The sequence below is a fragment of the Cupriavidus sp. 05N39 genome, from assembly GCF_056397325.1.
Window position 1 is genome coordinate 65,066 of the sequence record NZ_JBFTNE010000011.1, and the last position, 14,149, is coordinate 79,214.

At 65.5% G+C, this 14,149-nt stretch carries 10 protein-coding genes; 3 read left to right on the plus strand and 7 right to left on the minus strand.

All coding sequences use genetic code 11. The features are described from left to right. Nucleotides 1-27: 27 nt before the first annotated feature. Complete coding sequence (locus tag AC1DN0_RS07715; protein WP_441629188.1) at nt 28-1,923, minus strand: ABCB family ABC transporter ATP-binding protein/permease; 1,896 nt, start codon at nt 1,921-1,923, stop codon at nt 28-30. 200 nt (nt 1,924-2,123) lie between these two features. Between AC1DN0_RS07715 and AC1DN0_RS07720 the strand changes: the two genes are divergently transcribed. The 3 genes from AC1DN0_RS07720 to AC1DN0_RS07730 all read left to right on the plus strand — a co-directional run bounded on the left by AC1DN0_RS07720 (nt 2,124) and on the right by AC1DN0_RS07730 (nt 5,638). Beyond that, nucleotides 2,124-2,528 (plus strand): acyl-CoA thioesterase, encoded by a 405-nt coding sequence (locus tag AC1DN0_RS07720; RefSeq protein WP_276287028.1) that lies wholly within the window; start codon nt 2,124-2,126, stop codon nt 2,526-2,528. Between the two features lie 201 nt (nt 2,529-2,729). After that, the gene (locus tag AC1DN0_RS07725; RefSeq protein WP_441629191.1) at nt 2,730-4,931 is read left to right on the plus strand and encodes a TonB-dependent receptor; all 2,202 of its coding nucleotides are present in this window, start codon (nt 2,730-2,732) and stop codon (nt 4,929-4,931) included. 23 nt (nt 4,932-4,954) lie between these two features. Then, nucleotides 4,955-5,638 carry a Fe2+-dependent dioxygenase gene (locus AC1DN0_RS07730; RefSeq protein ID WP_441629193.1) on the plus strand — a complete coding sequence of 228 codons (684 nt, stop codon included), beginning with the start codon at nt 4,955-4,957 and terminating at the stop codon, nt 5,636-5,638. Between the two features lie 85 nt (nt 5,639-5,723). On the opposite strand, the gene AC1DN0_RS07735 is transcribed toward AC1DN0_RS07730, so the two are convergent. From AC1DN0_RS07735 to AC1DN0_RS07760, 6 genes are all read right to left on the minus strand, one after another. After that, a complete protein-coding gene (locus AC1DN0_RS07735) occupies nt 5,724-6,500 on the minus strand; it encodes an enoyl-CoA hydratase (protein WP_441629195.1) in 777 nt (258 codons plus the stop codon). 85 nt (nt 6,501-6,585) lie between these two features. Next, nucleotides 6,586-7,542 (minus strand): DegV family protein, encoded by a 957-nt coding sequence (locus tag AC1DN0_RS07740; RefSeq protein ID WP_441629197.1) that lies wholly within the window; start codon nt 7,540-7,542, stop codon nt 6,586-6,588. Between the two features lie 235 nt (nt 7,543-7,777). Beyond that, nucleotides 7,778-8,977 carry an acetyl-CoA C-acyltransferase gene (locus AC1DN0_RS07745; RefSeq protein ID WP_477145639.1) on the minus strand — a complete coding sequence of 400 codons (1,200 nt, stop codon included), beginning with the start codon at nt 8,975-8,977 and terminating at the stop codon, nt 7,778-7,780. 18 nt (nt 8,978-8,995) lie between these two features. After that, the gene (locus AC1DN0_RS07750) at nt 8,996-11,422 is read right to left on the minus strand and encodes a 3-hydroxyacyl-CoA dehydrogenase/enoyl-CoA hydratase family protein (RefSeq protein ID WP_441629199.1); all 2,427 of its coding nucleotides are present in this window, start codon (nt 11,420-11,422) and stop codon (nt 8,996-8,998) included. 112 nt (nt 11,423-11,534) lie between these two features. After that, nucleotides 11,535-13,322 (minus strand): acyl-CoA dehydrogenase C-terminal domain-containing protein, encoded by a 1,788-nt coding sequence (locus AC1DN0_RS07755; RefSeq protein WP_477104452.1) that lies wholly within the window; start codon nt 13,320-13,322, stop codon nt 11,535-11,537. A 73-nt stretch (nt 13,323-13,395) separates the two neighbouring features. Then, a complete protein-coding gene (locus tag AC1DN0_RS07760) occupies nt 13,396-13,986 on the minus strand; it encodes a TetR/AcrR family transcriptional regulator (protein WP_017226764.1) in 591 nt (196 codons plus the stop codon). Nucleotides 13,987-14,149: the final 163 nt, after the last annotated feature.

The following is a 14,149-nucleotide window of genomic DNA, read 5'->3' on the forward strand; positions in this document are numbered from 1 at the left end:
GCCGCCCGCGGCGCTCGGCGGCGCGGATCAGGCATCCTGCGTGGCGTCGCCTGCTTCAATGGCCAGGGAGACATCCTCCACCGGCGCCTCGCCATCCGCCGCGCTGCGGGCCTGGATGCGCCACATCTCGGCGTAGCGGCCATCCAGCCGCATCAGTTCGGCATGCGTGCCGCGCTCGATGACGCGGCCGTGATCCATCACCAGGATCTGGTCGGCGTGCACCACGGTGGAAAGCCGGTGCGCGATCAGCAGCGTGGTGCGGTTCTGCGCCAGCCGCATCAGCTCGGCCTGGATGGCCTGTTCGGTGCGCGAATCCAGCGCCGAGGTGGCTTCGTCGAAGACCAGGATGGGCGGATTCTTCAGCAGCGTGCGCGCGATCGCCACCCGCTGCTTTTCCCCGCCCGACAGCTTGAGGCCGCGTTCGCCCACGGGCGTATCGTAGCCCTGCGGCAACTCGCGGATGAAGGCGTCGATCTGGGCCGCGCGCGCTGCCTCGATGACCTCGTCGCGGCTGGCGTCGGGACGGCCGTAGGCGATGTTGTAGTAGATGCTGTCGTTGAACAGCACGGTGTCCTGCGGCACGATGCCGATGGCGCGGCGCAGGCTGTCCTGCGTGATCGCGCGGATATCCTGGCCGTCGATCTCGATGCCGCCGCTGCCCACGTCGTAGAAGCGGAACAGCAGCCGCGCCAGCGTGGACTTGCCCGAGCCGCTATGTCCCACCACCGCGGTGGTGGTGCCCGCCGCGATGGTGAAGTCCACATCGTCCAGGATCACGCGGTTGCTCTCGTAGCCAAAGCCCACATGGGCAAAGCGCACGGCGGCGCCGCTCACGCGCAAGGCCTGCGCGCCCGGCGCGTCCGCCACCTCGCGGTTGGTGCCCAGCAGCACGAACATGCGGTCCATATCGGTGGTGGCCTGCTTGATCTCGCGGTAGATCACGCCGAGGAAATTCAGCGGGATGTACAACTGGATCATCAGCGTGTTCACCAGCACCAGGTCGCCCAGCGTGAGCTTGCCTGCCGCCACGCCCACGGTGGCGCGCCACAGGATCAGGATCAGCCCGGTGGCGATAATGGCCTGCTGGCCGAAATTCAGGAAGGACAGCGAGTTCTGCGAGCGGATCGCCGCCGTGCGGTAGGTAAGCAGGTTCTCGTCGTAGCGGCGGGCCTCGTACTCCTCGTTGCCGAAGTACTTGACGGTTTCGAAGTTGAGCAGCGAATCGATCGCCTTCTGGTTCGCGCGGGAATCGAGCTCATTCATCCTGCGGCGGAAATGCGTGCGCCACTCGGTCACGACGATGGTGAACACGATATAGCTCACCAGCGCGCAGCCCGTGATGGCGGCAAACCAGATGTCGTAGTGCAGGATAAAGAATCCCATCACCAGCCCCATCTCGACCAGCGTCGGCAGGATGCTGTAGAGCGAATACGAGATCAGCGACTGGATGCCGCGCGTGCCGCGCTCGATGTCGCGGCTCATGCCGCCGGTCTGCCGGTCCAGGTGAAAACGCAGCGACAGCGCGTGCAGGTGGCGGAACACCTGCAGGGCGATCTCGCGCACCGCGCTCTGCGTGACCTTGGAGAACAGGATCTCGCGCAATTCGGTGAACAAGGTCCCCGACAGCCGCAGGACCCCATAGGCGACGATCAGCCCGACCGGCACCACCAGCAGTGCGGTAGCGCTGCCGGCGGGCACGTTCATGTTGTCCACCAGCTTCTTCATCAGGACCGGCACGCCCAGGTTTGCCACCTTGGCCGCCACCAGGCACACCAGCGCAAGCATCACGCGCCATTTGTAGTGCCAGACATAGGGCAACAGGTTGCGCACGGTCTGCCAGTCGCTGCGCGGAACGTTGGATTTGCCGAAGAGGGAGGAAGGCTGGGCGGAGGACGGCTCGGCCGACGTAGAGTAGCGTCGCATACGTTAGAATTCGGGCGAATATGCGATTGTGGCAGAGATCGTCTTTGTTAGCCGGCGCCACGCCGCTTATCCCCGTCACGGAACCGCCTCGACGCCCGGACCGCACGGCGGCAAGGTCACTCCGGCATGCGCGCCGGCGCGCCGGCACCCCGCCGCAGCCCTTGCTACCCCGCCCCAACCCTATCCAGCCTCAAGCCATCATGAACCAAGCCAACGCCCTCCCCTGCCTGCCTCCTGGCAAGAATCCCGCCCTGCGCGTGGTCCCCATGCCGGCGGACGCCAATGTGCACGGCGACGTCTTCGGCGGCTGGATCATGGCCCAGGTGGACATCGCCGGCTCGATCCCGGCGGTGGAACGCGCCCAGGGCCGCGTGGCCACCGTGGCGGTGAACTCCTTCCTGTTCAAGCATCCGGTCTTTGTCGGCGATCTGGTGAGCTTCTACGCCGATATCGAGAAGACGGGTCGCACCTCGATCACCGTGTCGGTGGAAGTCTATGCGCAGCGCATGCGCCACAGCCACGAGATCGTCAAGGTGACCGAAGCTATCCTGACCTATGTGGCGACAGACGACACAAGGCAACCGCGGGTGTTGCCAGCGATATAAGCGGCCGCCTGAAGCCGGCTCCCCTGTCAGGCATTCCTGGCGGGGCGCCGGCGCGAGGGTTCAGCGTCGGCTCTGAATGCTCTGAACGCCCGCGAGGAAAAGCGGAAATTTCCGCACGCACATGCAGCCGTTTCTGATTGTTTCGGCTCGCCTCAGATCCTTAAATGCTAATGATTATCATTTTCATTTAAGGAGAATTGCATGCGTTCGTACATCAGGTCTGCCGCGCTGCCGCCACGGCGCCCTCTCGCTTCCGTCGTCCTGGCCGCGGCCTGCGCCACACCAGTCCTGGCAGACGATTTGCAACGGCAAGGCAAACACATCGAACTGGCGCCGGTCACCGTCACGGGAACGCAGGCACCCGGTTCCAAGGTCGAAGCCTCCGGCTCGGCCAAATACGCGGCGCCGCTGCTCGATACGCCCCAGACCATCACAGTGGTGCCGCAGCACGTGCTGGAGGAGCAGAACGCCTTGAGCTTGCGGCAGGCGCTTTCCAACGTTTCCGGCATCACCTTCAACGCCGGCGAGGGCGGCGGCGGCTCCGGCGACAGCATCAATATCCGCGGCTTCAGCGCCAACGCGAACATGCAGATCGACGGTTTGCGCGACAGCGGGCAGAACAACCGTTCCGACCTCTTCAACCTCGAAGCGGTCGAGGTGATCAAGGGGCCGAATTCGGTCTTCGGCGGCGCCGGCACCACCGGCGGCAGCATCAACATGATCAGCAAGCAACCCAAGGCGGACAGGTTCACGCACGTCGGCGGCGGGCTCGGCACGGCCAGCTTCCACCGCCTGACCCTGGATACCAACCAGCCGCTGCCGTGGAACGGGCCCGCGGCAGTCGTCCGCCTGAACCTGATGGCGCACGAAAACGACGTGCCGGGGCGCGACGCCCTCGAACGCCGCCGCTGGGGCATCGCGCCGTCGATCACCTTCGGCATGCAATCGCCGACGCGCCTCACGCTGAGCTATTTCCACCAGCGCGACGACAACCTGCCCGACTACGGCGTGCCGGCGCTGAACGGCCAGCGGCTCGCGGGCGTCAGCCGGCACGCCTACTTCGGCTGGCGCAACGTGGACCGGGAGAACATCACCACCGACGCTGCCACCGTCAGGTTCGAACACGAATTCAACGACAACCTCAAGCTGCAGAACCTGACCCGCTATTCGCGCCTGCACCGCGACACCGTGATCTCGGCCTCGCACGTGAACCAGGCGGGGCTGCCGCCGGGCCGCTACCTGCCGGCCGGACCGCAGGGCTATGGCCGCGACTCGGCCACCGAGCTGTGGATCAACCAGACCAACCTGACCAGCCGCTTCGCCACCTTGGGGCTGGGACACACCCTGGTCAGTGGCTTCGAAATCTCACGCGAGACTTACGACCGGACTACCTATTCCTACAATCTCGCCAAATACTATCCCGCCAACGGTTTCGATCTCTCCAGCCCGCCAGGCTACTGGAGCGCGCCCACCAACCGGCGCGACAGCGCGCGCAACAAGACGTGGCTTGACGTCAAGGCGCTGTACGCGCTTGACACCATCGCCCTGGGCAAGCACTGGGACCTGAACCTCGGCCTGCGCTACGACTGGATAGATGGCAGCGCCGAGAGCACGCCGCTGGGCAAGGCGACCGACCGCGCGGACAGCACCACCAACCAGCTCAGCAGCCGGGCGGGCCTGGTGTTCAAGCCCACGGACAACGGCAGGATCTATTTCGCCTACGGCACGTCCTTCAACCCGTCCGCCGAGTTCCTGGTCAGCACCGGCTCGGGCGTGAACAAAGCCACGGGGGGACTGGCGCCCGAGAAAAACAAGACCTATGAGCTCGGCAGCAAATGGGAGTTCATGGAGCGGCGCCTGGGGCTGAACGCGGCGCTGTTCCAGGTCGACAAGGACAACACGCGCGAACGCCTCTCCGATGGCAGCTACGCCCTGGCCGGCGAGCAGCGCGTGCGCGGCGTCGAGCTGGGCACGGCCGGCAAGGTGACGCCGAACTGGGACGTTTTCGCCAACTACACTTACCTGAACAGCAAGACACTCAAGTCACTGTCGCTGCCCGAGCGCGAAGGCAAGGCGCTGGCCAACACACCGGCGCACTCCTTCAGCCTGTGGACCACCTACCAGTTGCCAGCGGGCTGGACGCTGGGCTACGGCGCACGCTTCATCGGCAGGCGCAACGTGACGTCGGTGGGGGACGGCACGCTTGGTGCCTACCTGGTGCACAACGCCATGCTCGGCTACGCCCCGAACAAGAACCTCAAGTTCCAGCTCAACATCGACAACCTGTTCAACAAGGCCTATGTGGAGCGGGTGCGCCAGACGCTTGGCAGCGCATCGCGCTCGTCCGCGATCGAGTATGGCGATGGCCGGTTCGCGGTGCTGTCGGCCGTCTACTCCTTCTAACGCCACGCGCCGGGGTCAGCCAAATGATGATTCACATACCCGGCGTCCTGACGCCGGAACAGGTACGGGAAAGCGTGAGCCTGCTGACGGAGGCCAACTGGGCCGACGGCAAGGCGACCGCAGGATTCCAGTCCTCCCTCGCCAAGGACAATCTGCAATTGCCGCACGACTCCCCGCAGGGCAGGCACATCGCCGCAATGATCGAGCAGGCCTTGCGGCGCCATCCCCTGTTCTTCTCGGCGGCGCTGCCGGCCAGGATCTATCCCAAGCTGTTCAACGCCTATGCGGGCGGACAATCCTTCGGCACCCATGTCGACAATGCCATCCGCTACCTTCCAGACGGCTCGGACAGCATCCGCACGGACATCTCGGCCACGCTCTTCCTGTGCGGGCCCGACGACTACGACGGCGGCGAACTGATCATCGAGGACACCTATGGGACGCACGAGGTCAAGCTACCCGCCGGCGACATGATCCTGTATCCGGCTTCCAGCCTGCACCGTGTCAGCCCGGTGACCCGGGGCACGCGGCTATGCGCGTTCTTCTGGATCCAGAGCCTGCTGCGGGACGCCCGCCAGCGCGCCCTCCTGTTCGACCTGGATACCGCCATCCAGGAAATCGGGCATGCGCTTGGCCATGGACACGCCACCGTGGTGCGCCTCACCGGCGTCTACCACAACCTGCTGCGCGAATGGGCGACGCCCTGACCTTGGCCTCGGCCTTGATGCCGCGCAAATGGCGGCAGCGGCGGGGGCCGCCCATCCGCCGTATCGGCCAGGGACGCCCGCAGGCTCAATGGAAGCGCGAGAAGTCCGGGCGGCGCTTCTCGAAGAACGCCTTGAAGGCTTCCTTGGCTTCCGGCGCGTGCAGCATGCGCCGGAACACCTCGCCCTCCTCCGCCATCTTCGCTTGCACGGCCGCCTTGTCGCCGCCCTTCATCAGCCGCTTGGTTTCCCGCAGCGACGAAGCTGGCAGCGCGGCCAGCTTGCGCGCCTGCTGCTGCACGAAATCGTGCAACTCCGCCACCGGCAGCACGCGCGTCACCAGGCCGATCTGCAGCGCTTCCTGCGCGCCGAAGGCCTCGCCCAGCAGCAATTTCTCGGCGGCGCGCTGGTGACCCAGCAGGCGCGGCAACAGCATGCTCGATGCCGCCTCCGGGCACAGGCCCAGTTGCACGAACGGCAGCGACAGCTTCGCCGTCTCGGAGGCATAAACCAGATCGCAATGCAGCAGCATCGTGGTGCCCACGCCAACCGCCGGGCCACTTACCGCCGCCACCAGCGGCTTGCTCGCCTGGCTGATCTGCTGCAGGAACTGGAACACCGGTGCCGGCTGATCGCCTTCGCCCGAGGTGGGCGGGCGCTGCATGAAATCCTCAAGGTCGTTGCCCGCGGTAAAGACTTCCGCCTTGCCGCGGATCACGATCACGCGCACGGCGGGATCGGCATCGCCGGCGCGCAGTGCGTCGGCCATGGCCTGGTACATCGCCGCGGTGATGGCGTTCTTCTTGTCGAGACGATCGAACTCGATGGTCAGGATGCCTTGTTCGATAGTGGTCAGGATGCTCATGAAATCGTCTTCTCCTTACTGCCTGGTTGACTTGTCCGCCTTCCCCTTCGCAGGGAAATAAACCCGCTTATTCCACTTATTCCACTTATTCGAGCGGCGGCGGTTCTTCGCAAAGATAGCTCATCCCGAACGCCTTTGCTCCGACGTTGAGCGCCACCGTCAGGCTCATCGGCGCCAGCATCAGTTCCACATCGTGCTGCTGCGCGGTGCGCGCAAGCGACTGGAAGGCCGGCAGGGCGCGTATCGCCTCCGGAGGCCCCGCATAGCTGAGCGCCACCGCCGGGCTCAGCAATCGCCCGCTGCGAATGCAATGCTCCGCATGCGCCATCACGCGGCGCATGCCTTCGTCCGCGCCGCGCGCCTTGGCCACCGGCTCGGTCTGGCCGCGATGCATATGCACGATGGGGCGGATATTGAAAGCGCTGCCTAGCATATAGCGTCCCCACGTGATGCTGTTCTCGCCCTTTTGCCTGGCCCGCGTGTACATGTAGAGCAACTCGTCGGGCACGAGGAACATGTGCGCGGCATCGCGCAGGCGCGACTCGACGGCTTCCACCACGGCCTGCGCGCTGGCGCCGCCGTTCAGCATGCGGGCCGCTTCGCGCACGATCAGCGCCTGGCCCGGGCCGATCGCACCCGTATCGATCACCGTCAACTCGAACAGCCCCGTGCGCCCCGCGTCCTTGCGCAGCTTGAAGCTCTTGGCCACAGTGCCGACGACGGCGCCGGTGGCGTGCGCGTACAGCTTGCTGCGCGTGCTGGCGATGGTAAGCAGTAACGCGCGATCGCACGAAGTGACCACATGCCTGAGCATGTGGTCCTCGATTTCGCGCTCGAGCAAGGGAACGGATTCGGCGTAATGGTCCTGCTTTCCCACCAGGTACTGCTCGTAGAGCGACGGCAAGGCGGGCTCGTCGCGCACGTCGGCCACGAAGCGGTCGCCCGCGCGAATGCGGAACGGCACCGTCTGTACCCCGAGTTCGGCCATCAGCGCGCGAGGCATATCGCACGCGGCGTCGGCCAGAATGACTGTCTCCTGCATCTGGTTGTCTCCTCCCTGTCAGGTGAGCCGCGTCGAGGCGGCAGCTGTCTCCTTGTTATGGCACTGCATTCTTCACCTGATCGGGGGTTCCGGGGAGAGGATGGTATTCAGTCGCCGGCGCCGAACCGATGCGCCGGCCCTCTCCCCCGGCCCCTCCCGCAAGCGGGAGAGGGGAGCAGGACGTTGGCAAGCGGCGTGTTTCGCCGCCGTGACGCACCTGCTCTTTGTGGCGCGTTTAAACGCGCTCGAAGATACCTGCGGCACCCATGCCGGTGCCGACGCACATGGTCACCATGCCGTACTTCAGGTTGTTGCGGCGCAGCGCGTGCACTACGGTGGCCGAACGGATCGCGCCGGTGGCGCCCAGCGGGTGGCCCAGTGCAATGGCGCCGCCCATCGGGTTGACCTTGGCCGGGTCCAGCTGCAGGTCGCGCATCACCGCCAGCGATTGCGCGGCGAAGGCTTCGTTCAGCTCGATCCAGTCGATCTGGTCCTGCGTCAGGCCGGCTGCCTTCAGCGCCGCGGGAATCGCTTCCTTCGGGCCGATGCCCATGATCTCGGGCGGCACGCCGCGCACCGCGAACGACACGAAGCGCGCCAGCGGTACCAGGTTGAACTGCTTGAGGATCCTTTCCGAAACCAGGATCAGCGCGCCGGCGCCGTCCGAGGTCTGCGAGCTGTTGCCGGCGGTGACGCTGCCCTTGTTGGCAAACACCGGGCGCAGCTTGCCCAGGCCTTCGATGGAGGTCTCCGGACGCGGGCCTTCGTCGAGCGACAGGGTGCGCGTCTTCACGTCGACCTGGCCGCTGGCCAGGTTGGGGAATTTCTCGACGATATCCACCGGGGTGATCTCGTCCTTGAACTCGCCGGCCTGCTGCGCGCGGATCGCCTTCTGGTGCGAAGCGAGCGAGAAGGCATCCTGATCCTCGCGGCTGACCTGCCACTTCTGCGCGACCTTCTCGGCGGTCAGGCCCATGCCGTAGGCAATGCCGATGTTCTCGTCGCGCTCGAAGATCGACGGCGACATCGACGGCGAGTTGCCCATCATCGGCACCATGCTCATCGATTCCACGCCGGCGGCGATCATCACATCGGATTCACCCACGCGGATGCGGTCGGCCGCCATCGCCACCGCCGACACGCCCGAGGCGCAGAAACGGTTGACGGTGATGCCGCCCACGGTGTTCGGCAGGCCGGACAGCAGCGCGCCGATACGCGCCACGTTCAGGCCCTGCTGTGCCTCGGGAATCGCGCAGCCGACGATGGCATCTTCGATCAACTTCGGATCGAGATTGGGCACCTGCGCCACGGCCGCGCGCAGGATGGTGGCCAGCAGGTCGTCCGGGCGGGTGTTCTTGTACGCGCCCTYGGGTGCCTTGCCGATCGGCGTGCGGGTCGCGGCAACGATGTATGCGTCTTGCAGTTGTTTCATGATGTCGGTTCCTCGCTTGCCTTAGTTGCGCACCGGCTTGCCGGTCTGCAGCATGCCCATGATGCGTTCCTGGGTCTTGCCCGTGCCGAGCAGGTCGACAAAGGCCTTGCGTTCCAGCGCCAGCAGCCACTCCTCGCTGACCAGCGAGCCGGCCTCCACGTCGCCGCCGCACACTGCCTCGGCAATGCGGCTGGCGATCAGGAAGTCGTGCGCGGAGATAAAGCCGCCGTCGCGCATATTGGCCAGCGACGCCTTGATGGTGGCGATGCCCGAGCGGCCGGCAACCGGCACCAGCGTGCCCGGCATCGGCGCGCGGTAGCCTGCGTTGGCCAGCGCGCGTACTTCGTTCTGTGCCACGTAGAGCAGCTCATGCACGTTGAACACGATGGTGTCCGACGGCTGCAGGTAGCCCATCTTCTGCGCGTCCAGCGCCGAAGCCGAAACCTTGGCCATGGCGGCTGCCTGGAAACGGTTGGTGAGGAACTGCAGGTAGTTGGTGCTGCCGGCGGCTTGTGCCGCGCGCGCAGCCGCCAAAGCCGCTTCCTTCAGCCCGCCGCCTGCCGGCACCAGGCCCACGCCCACTTCCACCAGGCCGATATAGGTTTCCAGCGCGGCCACGCGCCTGGCCGAATGCAGCATCAGTTCGCAGCCGCCGCCCAGCGCAATGCCGGACGCTGCCGACACCACCGGCACGGCAGAGTACTTCACGCGCATCATGCCGTCCTGGAAYTTCTTGACGAASGGCTCGATGCCCTTGGCGCCGCCCATCATGAAGGCCGGCATCGCGGCTTCCAGGTTGGCACCCGCGGAGAACGGGCCGCCCGGCGCGCCCAGTTGCAGCGACGTGGGCTGCCACACCACCAGACCCTTGTACCCGACTTCCGCCAGGTCGATGGCGCGCGTCAGGCCGTCGATCACGTCCGGCCCGATGGTGTTCATCTTGCTCTTGAACGAGACCACCAGCACATCGTCCTGGCCTTCGCTCACCCAGATGCGCACGGCATCGTTTTCTTCCACGGTACGGCCTGCCTTGCGCGGATCGGCGGCAGCCGTGCCCTTGACCGCGGCGCGGAACACCTGGCGCTCGTAGACCGGCAGCGCGTTGCGCTGCACGAAGGCCTGCGCGGCGGGAGACCACGAACCCTGCGCGCCGTGCACGCCCTGGTTGTCAGCGACGGGGCCTTCGAACACCCACGACGGCARCGCTGCGCTGGACAAGCCCTTGCCCGCGTCGATGTCTTCCTTCACCCACCCGGCAACCTGCTTCCAGCCAGCCGACTGCCAGTCCTCGAAGGGGCCCGAATTCCAGCCGAAGCCCCAGCGGATCGCCAGGTCGATATCGGCGGCGGAGCCGGCGATCTGCTCGAGGTAGACGCCGATATAGTGGAACACGTCGCGGAACACGGCCCACAGGAACTGCGCCTGCGGGTTGGTGGATTCGCGCAGCAGCTTGATGCGCTCGGCCGGTTCCTTCTTCAGCATGCGCACGATGATCTCGTCGGCCTTCTTGCCCGAGTCGACGTACTGGCCGGTCTTGGGGTCCAGCACCTTGATGGCCTTGCCTTCCTTCTTGTAGAAGCCGGCGCCGGTCTTCTGGCCCAATGCGCCCGCATCCACCAGGCCCTTGAGCACGGCGGGCGTCTTGTACACCGGCGCGAACGGATCGTCCAGCAGGGTGTCCTGCATGGTCTTGATCACGTGGGCCATGGTGTCCAGGCCCACCACGTCGGCGGTGCGGAAGGTGGCGGACTTGGCGCGGCCCAGCTTGGAGCCGGTCAGGTCGTCGACCACATCGAACGGGATGCCGTATTTCTCGGCCTCGGCGAACACCGCCAGGATCGAGAAGATGCCAACGCGGTTGGCGATGAAGTTGGGGGTGTCCTTGGCGCGCACCACGCCCTTGCCGAGCGTGGAGGTCAGGAAGGTTTCCAGGCGGTCCAGGATCGCGGGCTGCGTGGTGGCGGTCGGGATCAGCTCCACCAGGTGCATGTAGCGCGGCGGGTTGAAGAAGTGCACGCCGCAGAAGCGCGATTTCAGGTCCGCGTCGAAGCCGTCGGACAGCGCGGTGATCGACAGGCCCGAGGTATTGGTGGCGAAGATGGTGTGCGAGGCCAGGTGTGGCGCGACCTTCTTGTACAGGTCGTGCTTCCAGTCCATGCGCTCGGCGATCGCCTCGATCACCACGTCGCATTCCTTGAGCAGCGCGAGGTCGTCTTCGTAGTTGGCGGCCTGGATCAGGCCGGCTTCGTCCTTGATGCCGAGCGGCGCCGGCGAGAGTTTCTTCAGGTTCTCGATGGCGCGCAGCGAGATGCCGTTCTTGGGGCCTTCCTTGGCGGGMAGGTCGAACAGCACCACAGGCACGCGGGCATTGACGAGATGGGCGGCGATCTGCGCCCCCATGACGCCGGCACCCAGCACGGCGACCTTCTTGACGATGAAATTGGACATGCGCGCTCCTAGGAAAGTGAGCGTTGAGATGAGGTGGGTTGGCGGCGCGCCGCGCTGGCTTTGCTGTTGCCGCTGGTGCGCTAATACAACCGTGTTAAATCAAGACGGCCAGTCAGAACAAATCCGCGTCCAGCGCCATCAGCGTCGCCGAACCGGCACGCGCCATGCGGATCTGCGACGCGGTCTCCGGCAGCAGCCTGGCAAAGTAGAAGCGCGCGGTAGCCAGCTTGCTGGTGTAGAACTTGTCGCCGCTGGCTTCCTTCTCCAGCGCGATCTTGGCCATGCGGGCCCAGAAGTACGAGAACACCAGGTGACCCACCACGCGCAGGTAAGGCACCGCGGCGGCGCCGACTTCGTCGGGGTTGGCCATGGCCTTCATGCCGATTTCCATGGTGAGCTTCTGCACCTTGTCGCCCAGGTCCGCCAGCGGGTTGACGAACTCCTGCATGGCTTCGTTGGTGCCTTCTTCCTCGACGAACGCTTGCACGATCTTGCCGAAGGCCTTCATCTTGGCGCCCATGTCGCCCAGGATCTTGCGGCCCAGCAGGTCCAGCGCCTGGATGGTGTTGGTGCCCTCGTAGATCATGTTGATGCGCGCGTCGCGCACATGCTGCTCCATGCCCCACTCGGCAATATAGCCGTGGCCGCCGAACACCTGCATGCCCTCATTGGTGGCGGTGAACGCATTGTCGGTCAGGAAGGCCTTGATCACCGGCGTCAGCAATGCGACGAGATCACCAGCCTCCTTGCGCACGGATTCGTCCGGATGCGACAGTTCGCGGTCGATCTGCAGCGCGGTCCAGTAGCTGAACGCGCGGCCGCCTTCGGCGAAGGCCTTCTGCGTCAGCAGCATGCGGCGCACGTCGGGGTGCACGATGATCGGGTCGGCCGGCTTGTCCGGTGCCTTGGGACCGGTCAGCGCGCGCATCTGCAGGCGGTCCTTGGCGTAGGCCAGCGAGTTCTGGTAGGCCACTTCGGTCAGGCCCAGGCCCTGCATGCCAACGCCCAGGCGGGCGGCGTTCATCATCACGAACATGGCGTTCAGACCCTTATTGGGCTCGCCCACCATCCAGCCGCGCGCGCCATCCAGGTTCATCACGCAGGTGGCGTTGCCGTGGATGCCCATCTTGTGCTCGATCGAACCGCACTGGATGCCGTTGCGCTCGCCCGGGTTGCCATTGGCGTCGGGGATGAACTTCGGCACCACGAACAGCGAGATGCCCTTGGTGCCCTGCGGCGCGTCCGGCAGGCGCGCCAGCACCAGGTGGATGATATTGGCGGAGAGATCGTGCTCGCCGGCCGAGATGAAGATCTTGGTGCCGCTGATGCTGTAGGAACCGTCGCCTTGCGGCTCGGCCTTGCTGCGCAGGATGCCCAGGTCGGTGCCGCAATGCGGCTCGGTCAGGCACATGGTGCCGGTCCATTCGCCGGAGACCAATTTGGGCAGGTAGACCTTCTGCAGCTCGGGCGTGCCGTGCGCGTGCAGCGCCTCATACGCGCCGTGCGACAGACCGGGGTACATGGTCCACGCCTGGTTGGCCGAGTTCAGCATCTCGTACAGCGCGTTGTTGACCAGGATGGGCAGGCCCTGGCCGCCGTATTCCGGGTCGCAGCCCAGCGCCGGCCAGCCGGCTTCCACGTACTGCTGGTAGGCTTCCTTGAAGCCCTTGGGCGCGGTCACCACGCCGTCGCCGACGTAGGTGCAGCCTTCGCGGTCGCCGCTCTGGTTGAGCGGGAACACCACTTCGGAGCAGAACTTGCCGGCTTCCTCGAGCACCTGGTTGATGGTGTCCGCGTCGATGTCTGCGTGCTTCGGCAGCGCCTTGAGTTCGGCTTCCACGCCGAGCAATTCATGGAGCACGAACTGCATGTCGCGCAACGGTGCGGTGTACTGGCCCATCAAAGACTCCTTGGAGGTTTGCAAAGCCGCTACGCCGCCCGTGCACGATCCGGCACGGGACGCCGCGGCGGCGTCAGGTACGGTAAGACTGAATCAACTTGTTGAGTGCGACCATGGCAAGCTCCGCACTGGCGGGCAGCCGCAGGAAACGGGCGTCGTGATGCAAGCCTAGTTCAAGGCTGTACATTTCAAACARCATCAGGCGCGGATCGCAGTCCGCGCGCAGGTGCCCCTGTTCCTTGGCCTGGTCGATGGCACGCGTGAGCGCGGCGCGCCAGATGGTGACGCTCTTGACGAGCTCGTCACGCACCGGGCTTTCCGCGCGGTCGTCGTACTCCACCGCCCCGCTGATGTAGATGCATCCCGTGGTCACTTCCTGGATGCGCTTTTCCATCCAGCGGCGCACCATGGACTGCAAGCGCGGCAAGCCTCGCGGTTCGTGCAGCGAGGGGTAGAAGACCTCTTGCTCGAAACGGCGGTGATACTCGCGCACCACTTCCACCTGCAGGTCCTCGCGCGAACCGAAATGCGCGAACACGCCGCTTTTGCTCATCTGCATGCGTTCCGCCAACAAGCCGATGGTCAAGCCTTCGAGCCCGTCGCGGGACGACAGCTCCAGCGCGGCATCCAGAATCGCCACGCGCGTCATTTCCCCCTTGCGCATGGGCGCGGGAGACGCGGAAGTGCCGGATTCGAGACGAGCTGACTGGTGTCGCATGATTATTTCTCCGTTCTTCGCTGCGCGATCCTGATCGCGCAGCGTTTGACCCTGACGTAGTGCTTTTTTCGCTGCCTGGCTGCCTGTTATCACCGCCCGGCAGACGCGA

Excerpts from the sequence above, each read along its gene's own strand:
- AC1DN0_RS07755 (WP_477104452.1), bottom strand. The coding sequence starts at position 13,322 with ATGGGCCAGTACACCGCACCGTTGCGCGACATGCAGTTCGTGCTCCAT.
- AC1DN0_RS07725 (WP_441629191.1), top strand. The coding sequence starts at position 2,730 with ATGCGTTCGTACATCAGGTCTGCCGCGCTGCCGCCACGGCGCCCTCTC.
- AC1DN0_RS07720 (WP_276287028.1), top strand. The coding sequence starts at position 2,124 with ATGAACCAAGCCAACGCCCTCCCCTGCCTGCCTCCTGGCAAGAATCCC.
- AC1DN0_RS07740 (WP_441629197.1), bottom strand. The coding sequence starts at position 7,542 with ATGCAGGAGACAGTCATTCTGGCCGACGCCGCGTGCGATATGCCTCGC.
- AC1DN0_RS07715 (WP_441629188.1), bottom strand. The coding sequence starts at position 1,923 with ATGCGACGCTACTCTACGTCGGCCGAGCCGTCCTCCGCCCAGCCTTCC.
- AC1DN0_RS07730 (WP_441629193.1), top strand. The coding sequence starts at position 4,955 with ATGATGATTCACATACCCGGCGTCCTGACGCCGGAACAGGTACGGGAA.
- AC1DN0_RS07735 (WP_441629195.1), bottom strand. The coding sequence starts at position 6,500 with ATGAGCATCCTGACCACTATCGAACAAGGCATCCTGACCATCGAGTTC.